This is a genomic window from Lysinibacillus telephonicus (genome assembly GCF_039654155.1).
GTDB lineage: Bacteria > Bacillota > Bacilli > Bacillales_A > Planococcaceae > Ureibacillus > Ureibacillus telephonicus.
In genome coordinates this window covers 4412071-4427424 of the sequence record NZ_CP155468.1, presented here as the reverse complement: position 1 = coordinate 4427424, position 15354 = coordinate 4412071, and the positions used below count along the sequence as shown (strand labels likewise).

Genomic DNA, 15354 nt, shown 5'->3' with positions numbered 1-15354 from the left:
TGTCGGTATAAATGACCCATTCTAATAGGAGGTGTCAATCATGAGCAATGCTATTGAAACGAAAAAAGTTCAAGTACAAGAAATCGCTGAGAAATTCAAATCTGCTTCATCGGTAGTTGTTGTAGATTACCGCGGTTTAACTGTTGCTCAAGTTACAGAACTTCGTAAACAACTTCGCGAAGCTGGTGTTGAGTTCAAAGTTTACAAAAACACTTTAACTCGTCGTGCTACAGAAATCGCTGGTGTTGAAGGGATTAACGAATTCTTAACTGGTCCAAACGCTGTTGCGTTCTCTAATGAAGACGTAGTAGCTCCAGCAAAAATTATCAATGACTTCGCTAAAAAGAACGAAGCACTTGAAATCAAAGCTGGTATCATCGAAGGTAATGTATCTTCAGCTGATGACGTTAAAGCACTTGCAGAACTTCCATCACGCGAAGGTCTACTTTCAATGCTTTTATCTGTACTTCAAGCTCCAATGCGCAACTTCGCGCTTGCAACAAAAGCTGTTGCAGAACAAAAAGAAGAACAAGGCGCGTAAGTGTAGCCTGAACTTCAAATTAAACATCGGGCAAGTTGCCTAAAAATAACAACAATATCCATATAGGAGGAAAATAAAATGAACAAAGAGCAAATCTTAGAAGCTATTAAAGCTATGACAGTTCTTGAATTAAACGATTTAGTAAAAGCAATCGAAGAAGAATTTGGTGTAACAGCTGCTGCTCCTGTAGCAGTAGTAGGTGGCGCTGGAGCAGCTGCTGCTGAAGAAAAAACTGAATTTGATGTAGTACTAGCTAACGCTGGTGACCAAAAAATCAAAGTTATCAAAGTAGTACGTGAAATCACTGGTCTTGGATTAAAAGAAGCTAAAGAATTAGTTGACAACGCTCCAAAACCACTTAAAGAAGGCGTATCTAAAGAAGAAGCTGAAGAAATCAAAGCTAAACTTGATGAAGTTGGCGCTACAATCGAAGTTAAGTAATTTATTGCTTATCTTATTTTCAATAAATAAAGAAAGCTCGTCTATTTTGACGGGCTTTCTTCATTTCTTTGAGGAGGGCAGTTAAGATGTCTGAACATTATTATTCAAAGAAGCCTCAAACTGAAAGTAAACCACGCCAATGGAAATTTACATTACTCGGACACTCGTTTTTATTTGAAACGGATGCAGGTGTATTTAGTAAAAGCGAAGTAGATTTTGGATCCCGTGTTTTAATTGAGACCTTTAAATTGCCGGATATCGATGGAGCGATTTTAGATGTCGGCTGTGGGTATGGCCCGATTGGACTTTCAATTGCGAAGCAAAATCCTCATCGATTAGTATACATGATGGATATTAATGAACGAGCAGTTGCGTTATCGCAAAAAAACGCGCAATTAAACGGAATTCAAAATGTACGAATATTTGAAAGTGATGGACTTGCTGCGGTTGATCATGAATTGCAAGTTGCTGCGATCTTAACCAATCCACCAATTCGAGCTGGAAAAGAAACGATCTTTAAATTTTATGATGGTGCTTTTGAAAGGCTAGTTTCAGGTGGGGAACTGTGGATTGTAATTCAAAAGAAACAAGGAGCGCCATCTACATTAAATCATCTAGAAGAAAAATTTGCAGAAGTAGACATTGTTGAGAAGAAAAAGGGGTATTGGATTATACGTGCAAAAAAATAATCCTTACTGTATTGCTAAGCATTTAAGGTGCTAAAGGTATAGAGTAGAAGTCTCTAATTTGATTAATTATAAAATATTGACTTGACAAATGGGCTATGATAACATAATAAAATGCAAAATTATTATTTTGTGGGAGTGTGCCCTTTTGTATGCAATGCTGTTGTGCTGGGTATACTTGCCATGAATAAGTTTAGTTTAACCGAAAATGACGTCTAAGGAAAGACTCGTTTTCTTTTTGGTAGAAAAGAAAGTGTAAACCTCCTTTTCTACATAACTGCAACCAGGTTTATCGTATGGTGATAAACCAAGTTTTCTAATCTTTCGAAATCATACACCATTTAGATGATTTTGCAAAGACCTATTATCGCTTTAATGAGGGGTGAATGAGTTGACAGGTCAACTAGTTCAGTACGGACAACACCGCCAGCGTAGAAGCTTTGCGCGTATTAAAGAGGTGCTGGAGCTTCCGAATTTAATTGAAATTCAAACAGCATCTTACGAGTGGTTCCTTGAAGAAGGGTTGCGTGAGATGTTCCGCGACATTTCTCCAATCGAAGATTTTACAGGCAATCTTTCACTTGAATTCATCGATTATACTTTAGGAGAGCCTAAGTATGATGTTGATGAATGTAAAGAACGTGACGTTACTTATGCTGCACCTTTGCGTGTAAAAGTACGTCTCCACAACAAAGAAACAGACGAAGTAAAAGAGCAAGATGTCTTTATGGGTGATTTCCCATTAATGACGGAAACAGGTACATTTGTAATTAATGGTGCCGAACGCGTTATCGTTTCACAATTAGTACGTTCGCCAAGTGTTTATTTCCATGATAAAACTGATAAAAATGGTAAAAAAGGCTTTGGTGCAACTGTAATTCCAAACCGTGGTGCTTGGTTAGAGTACGAAACAGATGCTAAAGACGTTGTTTATGTACGCATCGATCGCACACGTAAACTACCAGTTACAGTATTGCTGCGTGCTTTAGGATTCGGTTCAGACCAAGAAATTATTGAAATTCTTGGTGATAATGAATACTTACGTAATACGCTTGAAAAAGATAATACTGATAGCACTGAAAAAGCGCTGTTAGAAATCTATGAGCGACTACGTCCAGGTGAACCGCCAACAGTAGAAAGCGCTAAAAGTTTGTTATATTCTCGTTTCTTCGATGCTAAACGTTATGATTTAGCAAACGTTGGACGTTATAAAATGAATAAAAAGCTTCACATTAAAAATCGTTTGTTTAACCAAACGATTGCAGAAGCTCTTGTTGATCCTGAAACAGGAGAAATTTTAGTTGAAAAAGGTACTGTTCTTGACCGCCGTACTTTGGATCGTATTATCCCTTATTTAGAAAAGGGCATTGGCTTCCGCTCGTTATCACAAGTTGGTGGCGTACTTGAAGAAGATGTAACGATTCAATCGATTAAAATCTATGCACCAAATGATGAAGCGCAAAAAGAAATTAACATTATTTCAAACGCTTATATCGATGAAGAAGTGAAGCATATTACTCCAGCTGATGTTATTGCTTCAATGTCTTACTTCTTCAATTTATTGCACGGCGTAGGTAATACGGATGATATTGACCATTTAGGTAATCGCCGCTTACGTTCTGTAGGTGAATTGTTGCAAAATCAATTCCGTATCGGGTTGTCCCGTATGGAACGTGTAGTACGTGAACGTATGTCGATTAATGACACAGCGTCTATCGTGCCTCAACAATTAATTAATATTCGTCCTGTAATTGCATCGATTAAAGAGTTCTTTGGTAGCTCTCAATTATCTCAATTCATGGACCAAACAAACCCACTAGCAGAATTAACGCACAAACGTCGTCTTTCTGCATTAGGACCTGGTGGTTTAACACGTGAACGCGCTGGTATGGAAGTGCGTGACGTTCACTATTCCCACTATGGCCGTATGTGTCCAATCGAGACTCCTGAGGGTCCAAACATTGGTTTAATTAACTCACTTTCATCATTTGCGAAAGTAAATAAATTTGGTTTCATTGAAACTCCATATCGCCGTGTTGATCCAGAAACAGGGCAAGTTACAGAACAAATCGACTACTTAACAGCTGATGAAGAAGATAACTACATCGTTGCACAAGCAAACTCACCATTAAATCCAGATGGTACATTTGCAAAAGAAGAAGTTTTAGGACGTTTCCGTGGTGATAACACAGTATTTAAAAGAGACCGTGTTGACTATATGGACGTATCTCCTAAACAAGTAGTTTCTGCTGCGACAGCATGTATTCCATTCTTAGAAAACGACGACTCAAACCGTGCGTTAATGGGTGCGAACATGCAACGTCAAGCTGTTCCGTTATTAAATCCTGAAGCGCCGTTCGTTGGTACTGGTATGGAACATGTCAACGCTCGTGATTCTGGTGCAGCTGTAGTAAATAAATACCACGGTATTGTAGAACATGTTGAAGCACGTTCTATTCATGTGCGTCGCATAGAAGAAATTGATGGTAAAGAAGTTAAAGGTGAGTTAACGAAGTATAAACTTCAAAAATTCACTCGTTCTAACCACGGTACTTCGATTAACCAACGTCCAATCGTAAAAGTTGGCGATCGTGTTAAACCGAAAGATATTTTAGCTGATGGACCATCTATGGAAAAAGGCGAACTTGCCCTTGGACGCAACGTTTTAGTTGCCTTCATGACATGGGAAGGTTTCAACTACGAAGACGCCGTTATTATGAACGAACGTCTAGTAAAAGATGATGTTTATACTTCTGTTCATATTGAAGAATATGAATCAGAATCTCGTGATACAAAACTTGGACCTGAAGAAATCACTCGCGATATTCCAAACGTTGGTGAAGATGCGCTTCGCAACCTAGATGACCGAGGAATTATCCGTATCGGTGCAGAAGTTCGCGACGGTGATATTCTTGTAGGTAAAGTAACTCCTAAAGGGGTAACAGAGCTAACTGCTGAAGAAAGATTGTTACATGCAATCTTTGGTGAAAAAGCTCGTGAAGTTCGTGATACTTCATTGCGTGTGCCTCATGGAGCGGGTGGTATCGTTCTTGATGTTAAAGTCTTCAATCGTGAAGATGGCGATGAGCTGCCTCCAGGTGTTAACCAATTAGTTCGTGTTTATATTGTTCAAAAACGTAAAATCCGGGTTGGGGACAAAATGGCCGGACGTCACGGTAACAAAGGGGTTATCTCTCGTATCTTACCAGAAGAAGATATGCCATTTATGCCAGACGGAACTCCTGTTGATATCATGTTAAATCCACTTGGGGTACCATCTCGTATGAATATCGGACAAGTTTTAGAGCTTCACTTAGGTATGGCTGCTCGTTACCTAGGCCTTCATATGGCTACACCAGTATTTGATGGAGCAAATGAAGAGGATGTTTGGGAAACAATGGAAGAAGCGGGTATGAACCGCGATGGTAAAACAATTCTTTATGATGGACGTTCTGGGGAACCATTCGACAACCGTGTATCTGTAGGTATCATGTACATGATCAAATTAGCACACATGGTTGACGATAAACTTCATGCTCGTTCAACTGGTCCATATTCACTTGTTACACAACAACCACTTGGAGGTAAAGCGCAATTCGGTGGTCAACGTTTCGGTGAGATGGAGGTTTGGGCACTTGAAGCTTATGGTGCTGCGTATACACTTCAAGAAATCTTAACAATTAAATCCGACGATGTTGTTGGTCGTGTGAAAACATACGAGGCAATTGTTAAGGGTGAAAGTGTTCCAGAACCAGGTGTTCCAGAGTCTTTCAAAGTATTAATTAAAGAGCTTCAATCATTAGGTTTAGATGTAAAAATGTTAACAATCAATGACGAAGAAGTTGAGCTTCGCGATCTTGATGATGAAGACGAACTTCAGCCAACAGATGCATTAAACATCTTACCTCCTAGTGATAAGGAAGAAGACGCAGTAGAAACTTTTGAATAATGTTTCATAAATTTGGGCAGGTATAAATATCTGCCTGCCCTTCTTTTTTTAAATATTTAAGCAAACCGTTACTTTAAAATTAATTGTTGAGCTTCGGAAAGTCGTTAGAGGACTTATACTAAAGGGAGGTAGGCTCCTTGATAGACGTTAATGAATTTGAATATATGAAAATTGGTTTAGCTTCACCTGATAAGATTCGTTCTTGGTCATATGGGGAAGTTAAAAAACCAGAAACAATCAACTATCGTACTTTAAAACCAGAAAAAGATGGTCTGTTCTGTGAACGCATTTTCGGACCTACAAAAGACTGGGAATGTCACTGCGGTAAATACAAACGTGTACGTTATAAAGGCGTAGTTTGTGACCGTTGTGGTGTTGAAGTAACACGTGCAAAAGTTCGTCGTGAACGTATGGGTCACATTGAATTAGCTGCTCCTGTATCACATATTTGGTACTTCAAAGGTATTCCAAGCCGCATGGGACTTATTCTTGATATGTCTCCACGTGCATTGGAAGAAGTAATTTACTTTGCTTCTTATGTAGTAATCGATTCAGGTGCTACATCGTTAGAAAAGAAACAACTTCTTTCTGAAAAAGAATATCGTGCATACCGTGAAAAATTCGGCAATGATTTTGAAGCTGCTATGGGTGCAGAAGCGATTAAAAAACTTCTAGAACAAATTGATTTAGAAGATGAAACAAATGTATTAAAAGAAGAGCTGAAAACTGCTCAAGGTCAACGTCGTACTCGTGCAATTAAACGTCTAGAAGTAATCGAGTCATTCCGTAACTCTGGCAACAAACCAGAATGGATGATTTTAGACGTACTGCCAGTTATTCCGCCAGAGCTGCGTCCAATGGTGCAATTAGATGGCGGACGTTTTGCAACTTCTGACTTGAACGACTTATATCGCCGTGTAATTAACCGTAACAATCGTTTAAAACGACTACTTGACCTTGGTGCACCAAGCATTATCGTACAAAACGAAAAACGTATGCTGCAAGAAGCGGTTGATGCTTTAATAGATAACGGCCGTCGTGGTCGTCCTGTTACAGGTCCTGGTAACCGTCCGTTAAAATCACTTTCACATATGTTAAAAGGGAAACAAGGCCGTTTCCGTCAAAACTTACTTGGTAAACGTGTTGACTATTCAGGTCGTTCCGTTATCGTAGTAGGTCCAAACTTAAAAATGTATCAATGCGGTCTTCCAAAAGAAATGGCTATCGAATTATTCAAGCCTTTCGTAATGAAAGAGCTTGTTGAACGTGGTCTTGCTCATAACATTAAAAGTGCAAAACGTAAAATTGAGCGTCTGCACAACGAAGTTTGGGACGTTTTAGAAGACGTAATTCGTGAGCATCCAGTGTTGTTAAACCGTGCACCGACATTACACCGTCTTGGTATTCAAGCATTTGAACCTACATTAGTAGAAGGTCGTGCAATTCGTCTTCACCCATTAGTATGTACAGCTTATAACGCTGACTTTGATGGTGACCAAATGGCGGTTCACGTTCCATTATCTGCAGAAGCGCAAGCAGAGGCCCGTCTATTAATGCTTGCTGCTCAAAACATCTTAAACCCTAAAGATGGTAAACCTGTTGTTACTCCATCTCAGGATATGGTATTAGGTAACTATTACTTAACTCTTGAGCGTCAAGGTGCTCGTGGGGAAGGCTCTGTTTTCTATGGTCCAGACGAAGTGCTAATTGCATACCAAACTGGTAAAGTGCATTTACACACTCGTATTGCGGTTAAAGCAAGTTCATTAAACAATCAAACGTTTACAGAAGAACAAAATAAAATGTTCTTATTAACTACAGTAGGTAAGGTAATTTTCAATGAAATTCTTCCTGAATCATTCCCTTACATTAATGAACCAACAGCAGTTAACCTTGAGCAAAAAACACCAGAGAAATACTTCACAACTTTAACGATTGATGAAGAAACATTAAAAGAAGTAGAGGCTTCTGAAGGGTACAATGCGCTTTCAGATGCTGAAAAGGTTGAAGCACAACGACAAGCAGTGTTGAAGAAACATTTTGCTTCTGTTGCTCCAATCAGTCCATTCCGTAAGAAATTCTTAGGAAACATCATTGCGGAAGTGTTTAAACGATTCCATATTACAGAAACGTCTAAAATGCTTGACCGTATGAAAGACCTAGGATTCAAATATTCTACAAAAGCTGGTATTACAGTTGCGATTTCAGATATCGTCGTATTACCGGAGAAAAATGAAATCTTAGACGAAGCACAGAAGAAAGTAGATAAAGTAATGGTTCAATTCCGTCGTGGTTTAATTACGGAAGAAGAACGTTACGACCGCGTAATCTCAAGCTGGTCTGCTGCAAAAGATGAAATTCAGTCTAAACTGATGGACTCTTTACCAGATACTAACCCAATCTTCATGATGAGTGACTCTGGTGCCCGTGGTAACGCATCAAACTTCACTCAACTTGCAGGTATGCGTGGTTTAATGGCCAACCCAGCTGGTCGTATCATCGAACTTCCAATTAAATCTTCATTCCGTGAAGGTTTAACTGTATTGGAATACTTCATCTCTACACACGGTGCTCGTAAAGGTTTAGCCGATACAGCTTTAAAAACTGCCGATTCTGGTTACTTAACTCGTCGTTTAGTAGACGTAGCACAAGATGTTATTGTACGCGAAGATGATTGTGGTACAGACCGTGGTTTAACGATTGGTGCTTTAATGGAAGGTACAGAAGTAATCGAAACATTGGAAGAACGTATTGTTGGCCGTCATACAAAGAAAACAATTCGTCACCCTGAAACAGGTGCGGTTATTTTAGAACGCGATCAATTAATCACTCAAGATATTGCACGTGAAATTGAAGACGCTGGTATTGCTGAAGTGACAATTCGTTCTGCATTCACATGTAATACAAAGCATGGCGTATGTAAAAAATGTTATGGTATTAACCTAGCAACAGGTGAAGAAGTAGAAGTTGGGGAAGCGGTAGGTATTATCGCAGCTCAATCGATCGGTGAGCCTGGTACACAATTAACAATGCGTACATTCCACACTGGTGGTGTTGCTGGTAACGATATTACACAAGGTCTTCCACGTATCCAAGAAATTTTTGAAGCTCGTAATCCAAAAGGGCAAGCGGTTATCTCAGAAATTTCAGGTGTTGTATCTGAAATCGAAGAAATTCGTGAAGGCTTAAAAGAAATTACAATTCAAGGTGAAATTGAAACACGTAAATATCAAGCACCTTATAATGCACGCTTAAAAGTACAACTTAACGATTCAATTAAACCTGGTCAGATTCTTACAGAGGGCTCTATTGATCCAAAACAATTATTAAAGGTTAAAGATGTTGCCACTGTTCAAGAATACTTATTAAAAGAAGTGCAAAAAGTATACCGTATGCAAGGGGTAGAAATTGGCGACAAACATATCGAAGTAATGGTACGCCAAATGCTTCGTAAAGTACGTGTAATCGAAGCAGGTGATACAGATGTACTACCAGGTTCATTACTAGATATTCACCAATTCTCAGAGGCGAACAAAGAAGCAATTCTAGGCGGTAAAAATCCTGCAACATGTCGTCCTGTAATCCTAGGTATTACAAAAGCATCTCTTGAAACAGAATCATTCTTATCTGCTGCATCATTCCAAGAAACAACTCGTGTGTTAACGGATGCTGCAATTAAAGGTAAACGTGATGAGCTTCTTGGTCTGAAGGAAAACGTAATTATCGGTAAACTAGTTCCTGCAGGTACTGGTATGCAACGCTACCGACAAATTCGTATTGAAGAAGACGCTGTAGAAGCTACAGAAGAATTTTCTTCTGCTGAATAATAATAGTAAAATCACTCGGGGGAGCATCCTTCTCCCGAGTGGATTTTATAAAAAATATTGACAGTTTAAATTGATAGTGATAATATACTAAAGGTTGATAGTTAACTGTCTGTGCTTCGGAGGATATGAAAATGTCTTATGAAAAAGTAAAACAGGCCAGTAAAACAATCATAGGTACAAAGCAAGCAGTGAAAGCAATCCGTGCTGGTCAAGTGACAGAGCTTTTTGTAGCACTTGATGCAGACAGTTGGGTAACCGATCCAGTCATTATTCTTGCAAAAGAAGTCGGCGTACCAGTGAGTCTCGTTGAGTCTAAAAAAGAACTTGGCAAAGCTTGTGGTATTCATGTTGGAGCTGCGGTTGTTGCAATCGCTGTAAGTTAGTTTTTGTGTGTGAAACACAAAGACTTTGTTTTTACCCTAAAAATGAACCACCTGGATGTGTGGTATTACAAGGAATAAATGAAGGGAGGAAAAACCGATGCCTACAATTAACCAATTGGTACGTAAGCCTCGTAAATCCAAAGTAACGAAATCAAATTCACCAGCGTTAAACAAGGGATATAACAGCTTTAAAAAATCTTTAACAAATGTTAATTCTCCTCAAAAACGTGGTGTTTGTACTCGTGTAGGTACTATGACACCTAAAAAACCAAACTCAGCGTTACGTAAATATGCTCGTGTACGCTTAACTAACCAAATCGAAGTTACAGCTTACATTCCTGGTGAAGGTCACAACCTACAAGAACACAGCGTAGTATTAATCCGCGGTGGACGTGTAAAAGACTTACCAGGGGTACGTTACCATATCGTTCGTGGTGCTCTTGATACTGCTGGTGTAAACGGCCGTATGCAATCACGTTCTCTATACGGTACAAAACGTCCAAAAGAGAAAAAATAATCTAGTTTCCTGAAATAACACATGCCTTTGTAATTCATATTTGTTTTTGAATTCATATGAAATGTGCGCACGATTCGAAAGTGAATATAGAATGCAAATGGCAACTTGATTAGATAAAAGAGATAATTACTTGAAAGGAGGAAAACACATGCCTCGTAAAGGTCCTGTTTCCAAACGTGACGTGTTACCAGATCCAATTTATAATTCAAAACTAGTAACTCGTTTAATCAATAAAATGATGATTGATGGTAAAAGAGGTACTTCTCAAAAGATCTTATACGGTGCGTTCGAATTAGTTAAAGAACGTTCTGGTCAAGATCCATTAGAAGTATTTGAAGCTGCATTAAATAACGTAATGCCAGTTCTTGAAGTACGTGCTCGCCGTGTTGGTGGTTCTAACTACCAAGTACCAGTTGAAGTACGTCCAGAACGTCGTATTACTTTAGGTCTTCGTTATTTAGTTAACTATTCTCGTCTTCGTGGTGAAAAAACTATGGAAGAACGTTTAGCTAACGAAATCTTAGACGCATCTAACAACACTGGTGCATCAGTTAAAAAACGCGAAGATATGCACAAAATGGCAGAAGCAAACAAAGCATTTGCACACTATCGTTGGTAATTTAAACTACGTGCTAGCTGCGTGCTAGTACGTAGATTTAAATATATAATCAACAAAAAAAGTCTATACCCAATATGGAAGGAGAAAATTTCCTATGAAACGCGAATTCTCACTAGAGAATACACGTAATATTGGGATCATGGCTCATATTGATGCTGGTAAAACAACAACAACTGAGCGTATCCTTTATTACACTGGTAAGATTCACAAAATCGGTGAAACTCATGAAGGTGCCTCTCAAATGGACTGGATGGAGCAAGAGCAAGAACGTGGTATCACTATCACTTCTGCTGCGACAACAGCTCAATGGAAAGGCAACCGAGTAAACATCATCGACACACCAGGACACGTAGACTTCACTGTTGAGGTTGAACGTTCATTACGTGTACTTGATGGAGCGGTAACAGTACTTGATGCTCAATCTGGTGTTGAGCCACAAACTGAAACTGTATGGCGTCAAGCTACAACTTATGGTGTTCCACGTATCGTTTTTGTTAACAAAATGGATAAAATTGGTGCGGACTTCTTGTACTCAGTGAAAACTCTTCACGATCGTTTACAAGCAAACGCTCACCCAATTCAATTACCAATCGGTGCTGAAGATGCATTCGAAGCAATTATCGATTTAGTTGAAATGAAGGCTACATTCTACGGAAACGACCTAGGTACTGATATCGAGGTTCGTGAAATTCCAGAAGAACACAAAGCACAAGCTGAAGAATACCGTGAAAAATTAATTGAAGCGGTTGCTGAATTAGATGAAGAGCTTATGGAAAAATACTTCGCTGGTGAAGAAATCACGAACGAAGAATTAAAAGCTGGTATCCGTAAAGCTACATTATCAGTACAATTCTACCCAGTTCTTTGTGGTACTGCATTTAAAAACAAAGGTGTTCAATTAATGCTTGATGCTGTAATTGACTATCTACCAGCTCCAACTGACGTAGAAGCAATTAAAGGTGTAGATCCTGATACAGGTGAAGAAATTGTTCGTCATTCTAGCGATGAAGAACCATTCTCTGCATTAGCATTTAAAGTTATGACTGACCCTTATGTTGGTAAACTAACTTTCTTCCGTGTGTACTCTGGTATTTTAGAATCAGGTTCATACGTACAAAACTCTACAAAAGGTAAGCGTGAACGTGTTGGACGTATCCTTCAAATGCACGCTAACTCTCGTGAAGAAATTACAAAAGTTTACGCGGGAGATATCGCAGCTGCTGTAGGTCTTAAAGATACTACAACTGGTGACACTCTTTGTGACGAGAAAAACCTTGTTATCTTAGAGTCTATGGAATTCCCAGAACCAGTTATTGATTTATCATTAGAACCAAAATCAAAAGCAGACCAAGATAAAATGAGTCAAGCTTTACAAAAGCTTCAAGAAGAAGATCCAACATTCCGTGCATATACAAACCAAGAAACTGGTCAAACAATCATTTCTGGTATGGGTGAACTTCACCTTGACATTATTGTTGACCGTATGAAACGTGAATTCAAAGTTGAAGCTAACGTAGGTGCTCCACAGGTTTCTTACCGTGAAACATTCCGCGGTTCAGCTCAAGTTGAAGGTAAATTTGTTCGCCAATCTGGTGGTCGTGGTCAATTCGGTCACGTTTGGATTGAATTCTCTCCAAACGAAGAAGGTAAAGGATTCGAATTCGAAAACGCAATCGTTGGTGGGGTTGTTCCTCGTGAATATATCCCAGCAGTTGAAGCTGGTCTTAAAGATGCACTTGAAAATGGTGTACTTGCTGGTTTCCCAGTAATCGATATCAAAGCGAAATTATTCGATGGATCATACCATGATGTTGACTCTAACGAAATGGCATTCAAAATCGCTGCTTCTATGGCACTTAAAAACGCAGTTTCTAAATGTAACCCTGTTCTTTTAGAGCCTGTGATGAAAGTAGAAGTAGTAATTCCTGAAGAATACCTTGGAGATATCATGGGTAACATTACTTCTCGTCGTGGACGTGTAGAAGGTATGGAAGCTCGTGGTAACGCACAAGTTGTTCGTGCAATGGTTCCACTTTCTGAAATGTTCGGATATGCGACTACATTACGTTCTGCTACTCAAGGTCGTGGTGTATTCTCAATGGTATTCGATCACTATGAAGAAGTGCCTAAATCAATTGCAGAAGATATCATCAAAAAAAATAAAGGTGAATAATTGAAATTTCATCTTGTATCAAGTATAAATAATTTGTAAGCTATGATTGACTGGCTGAGAAGGGCCCTTATCAGCCAGCAGTTGTAACATAAAAAAATAATAAAAACACATATTAGGAGGCTAACTCTAATGGCTAAAGAAAAATTTGACCGTTCGAAAACGCATGCTAACATTGGTACAATCGGACACGTTGACCATGGTAAAACTACATTAACTGCTGCAATCGCAACAGTTCTTTCAAAACGTCTTGGTGGGGAAGCAAAATCTTACGACCAAATCGATAACGCTCCAGAAGAAAAAGAACGCGGTATCACAATCAATACTTCTCACGTAGAGTATGAAACTGAAACTCGTCACTATGCACACGTTGACTGCCCAGGACACGCTGACTATGTTAAAAACATGATCACTGGTGCTGCTCAAATGGACGGCGGTATCTTAGTAGTATCTGCTGCTGACGGCCCAATGCCACAAACTCGTGAGCACATCCTTTTATCACGCCAAGTAGGTGTACCTTACTTAGTAGTATTCTTAAACAAATGTGATATGGTTGATGACGAAGAGTTATTAGAATTAGTAGAAATGGAAGTACGTGACTTACTTTCTGAATACGATTTCCCAGGTGACGATGTTCCTGTAATCAAAGGTTCTGCTCTTAAAGCTCTTGAAGGTGAACCAGAATGGGAAGAGAAAATCGTTGAATTAATGGATGCTGTAGATAACTACATCCCAACTCCAGAACGTGACACTGAAAAACCATTCATGATGCCAGTAGAGGACGTATTCTCTATCACTGGTCGTGGTACAGTTGCAACTGGTCGTGTAGAACGCGGTCAAGTTAAAGTTGGTGACGTTATCGAAATCATCGGTTTAGTAGAAGAACCAAAATCAACTACTGTAACTGGTGTTGAAATGTTCCGTAAATTATTAGATTATGCTGAAGCTGGTGACAACATCGGTGCTTTACTTCGTGGTGTTGCTCGTGAAGAAGTACAACGTGGACAAGTATTAGCTAAACCAGGCTCAATCACTCCACACACTACTTTCAAAGCTGAAGTTTACGTATTATCAAAAGAAGAAGGTGGACGTCACACTCCATTCTTCTCAAACTACCGTCCTCAGTTCTACTTCCGTACAACTGACGTAACTGGTGTTATTAACTTACCAGAAGGCGTAGAAATGGTTATGCCTGGTGACAACATCGAAATGAACGTTGAGTTAATCTCTCCAATCGCTCTTGAAGAAGGTACAAAATTCTCTATCCGTGAGGGTGGCCGTACTGTAGGAGCTGGAGTAGTAGCTTCTATCCAAAAATAATTTAGCTTTTAGCTTTCTAAACCAATTCGTGGGGACGCCTACGAATTGGTTTTTTTTCTTATAAAAGTGATCACCTTATTTCTTCCATCTATTTCTATTCAGGTGTTACAATTGGATTTGAGGGGTGATTTGATGAATACAAAAATTCTTTTAATAGAAGATGATCGATCAATTTTTGAAATGATTCAAGAACGTTTTGAAGGATGGGACATGCATGTAGTTGGACCACCTGATTTTCAAAAAGTGATGGATTATTTTATAGAAGAAGAGCCGCATTTAGTCATAATTGATATACAATTGCCTGCCTTTGATGGGTTTCATTGGTGCAGAGAGATACGTGCAGTTTCCAAAGTCCCTATTATATTTTTATCTTCACGTGATCATCCATTGGATATGGTTATGGCAATGCAGATGGGTGCTGATGATTTTGTTCAAAAACCATTTCATATGGAAGTTCTTTTAGCAAAGGTACAGGCTATTTTGCGTAGAACATATGATTATATCGAAGAACACAAGGAGCTGATTCGTTGGAACGGTGCTACAATCGATTACGGAAAAGGAATAATTAGTCTCGGAAGCAAAACCTGTGAATTAACAAAAAATGAACTATTTATTTTACGTATATTGTTGCAGCAAGTTGATAATATCGTTTCAAGAGATGAACTCATGCGAAAATTATGGGATGATGAACGATTCGTCAATGATAATACACTATCGGTCAATGTAAATCGATTGCGTATTAAGCTTGAAGAAATTGGATTGGAGAATGTAATCATTACTAAAAAAGGTCTTGGATATATGGCCATTACTTCATAGAGGTGAAATATGCTTATTTTATTCCTAAAAGAACGCAGCTCGTGGATAATATTCATTATTTCATTTCTTCTTTGCATCAATCTTT

11 protein-coding genes and 1 other annotated feature (1 of these 12 only partly in view) are annotated in these 15354 nt (G+C 38.9%); all 11 genes read left to right on the top strand.

What is annotated here, in order from left to right:
* Positions 1 to 7: a sequence feature (ribosomal protein L10 leader region), on the top strand; it begins 135 nt to the left of the window's first position.
* A 33-nt stretch (positions 8 to 40) separates the two neighbouring features.
* Positions 41 to 541 (top strand): 50S ribosomal protein L10, encoded by a 501-nt coding sequence (gene rplJ, locus MKY04_RS21425; RefSeq protein ID WP_126292333.1) that lies wholly within the window; start codon positions 41 to 43, stop codon positions 539 to 541.
* Between the two features lie 78 nt (positions 542 to 619).
* Positions 620 to 982, top strand: coding sequence for a 50S ribosomal protein L7/L12 (gene rplL, locus MKY04_RS21420; RefSeq protein WP_126292332.1), 363 nt, complete (start codon positions 620 to 622; stop codon positions 980 to 982).
* A gap of 86 nt (positions 983 to 1068) precedes the next feature.
* Positions 1069 to 1671 carry a class I SAM-dependent methyltransferase gene (locus MKY04_RS21415; RefSeq protein ID WP_126292331.1) on the top strand — a complete coding sequence of 201 codons (603 nt, stop codon included), beginning with the start codon at positions 1069 to 1071 and terminating at the stop codon, positions 1669 to 1671.
* 379 nt (positions 1672 to 2050) lie between these two features.
* Positions 2051 to 5617 carry a DNA-directed RNA polymerase subunit beta gene (rpoB, locus tag MKY04_RS21410; RefSeq protein ID WP_346235100.1) on the top strand — a complete coding sequence of 1189 codons (3567 nt, stop codon included), beginning with the start codon at positions 2051 to 2053 and terminating at the stop codon, positions 5615 to 5617.
* A 137-nt stretch (positions 5618 to 5754) separates the two neighbouring features.
* On the top strand, positions 5755 to 9444 hold the full coding sequence (rpoC, locus tag MKY04_RS21405; RefSeq protein ID WP_126292329.1) for a DNA-directed RNA polymerase subunit beta': 3690 nt from the start codon (positions 5755 to 5757) through the stop codon (positions 9442 to 9444).
* 131 nt (positions 9445 to 9575) lie between these two features.
* A complete protein-coding gene (locus MKY04_RS21400; protein ID WP_126292382.1) occupies positions 9576 to 9827 on the top strand; it encodes a 50S ribosomal protein L7ae-like protein in 252 nt (83 codons plus the stop codon).
* A gap of 97 nt (positions 9828 to 9924) precedes the next feature.
* Complete coding sequence (gene rpsL / locus MKY04_RS21395) at positions 9925 to 10344, top strand: 30S ribosomal protein S12 (RefSeq protein WP_121214180.1); 420 nt, start codon at positions 9925 to 9927, stop codon at positions 10342 to 10344.
* 148 nt (positions 10345 to 10492) lie between these two features.
* Positions 10493 to 10963, top strand: a complete 471-nt coding sequence (gene rpsG, locus MKY04_RS21390; RefSeq protein WP_126292328.1) for a 30S ribosomal protein S7 — start codon at positions 10493 to 10495, stop codon at positions 10961 to 10963.
* Between the two features lie 94 nt (positions 10964 to 11057).
* Entirely contained in the window at positions 11058 to 13136 is a 2079-nt protein-coding gene (fusA, locus tag MKY04_RS21385) for an elongation factor G (protein ID WP_126292327.1), read from the top strand.
* A 129-nt stretch (positions 13137 to 13265) separates the two neighbouring features.
* Positions 13266 to 14453: an elongation factor Tu gene (gene tuf, locus MKY04_RS21380; RefSeq protein WP_126292326.1), complete on the top strand. Its 1188-nt coding sequence runs from the start codon at positions 13266 to 13268 to the stop codon at positions 14451 to 14453.
* Between the two features lie 132 nt (positions 14454 to 14585).
* Positions 14586 to 15269 carry a response regulator transcription factor gene (locus tag MKY04_RS21375; protein ID WP_126292325.1) on the top strand — a complete coding sequence of 228 codons (684 nt, stop codon included), beginning with the start codon at positions 14586 to 14588 and terminating at the stop codon, positions 15267 to 15269.
* Positions 15270 to 15354: the final 85 nt, after the last annotated feature.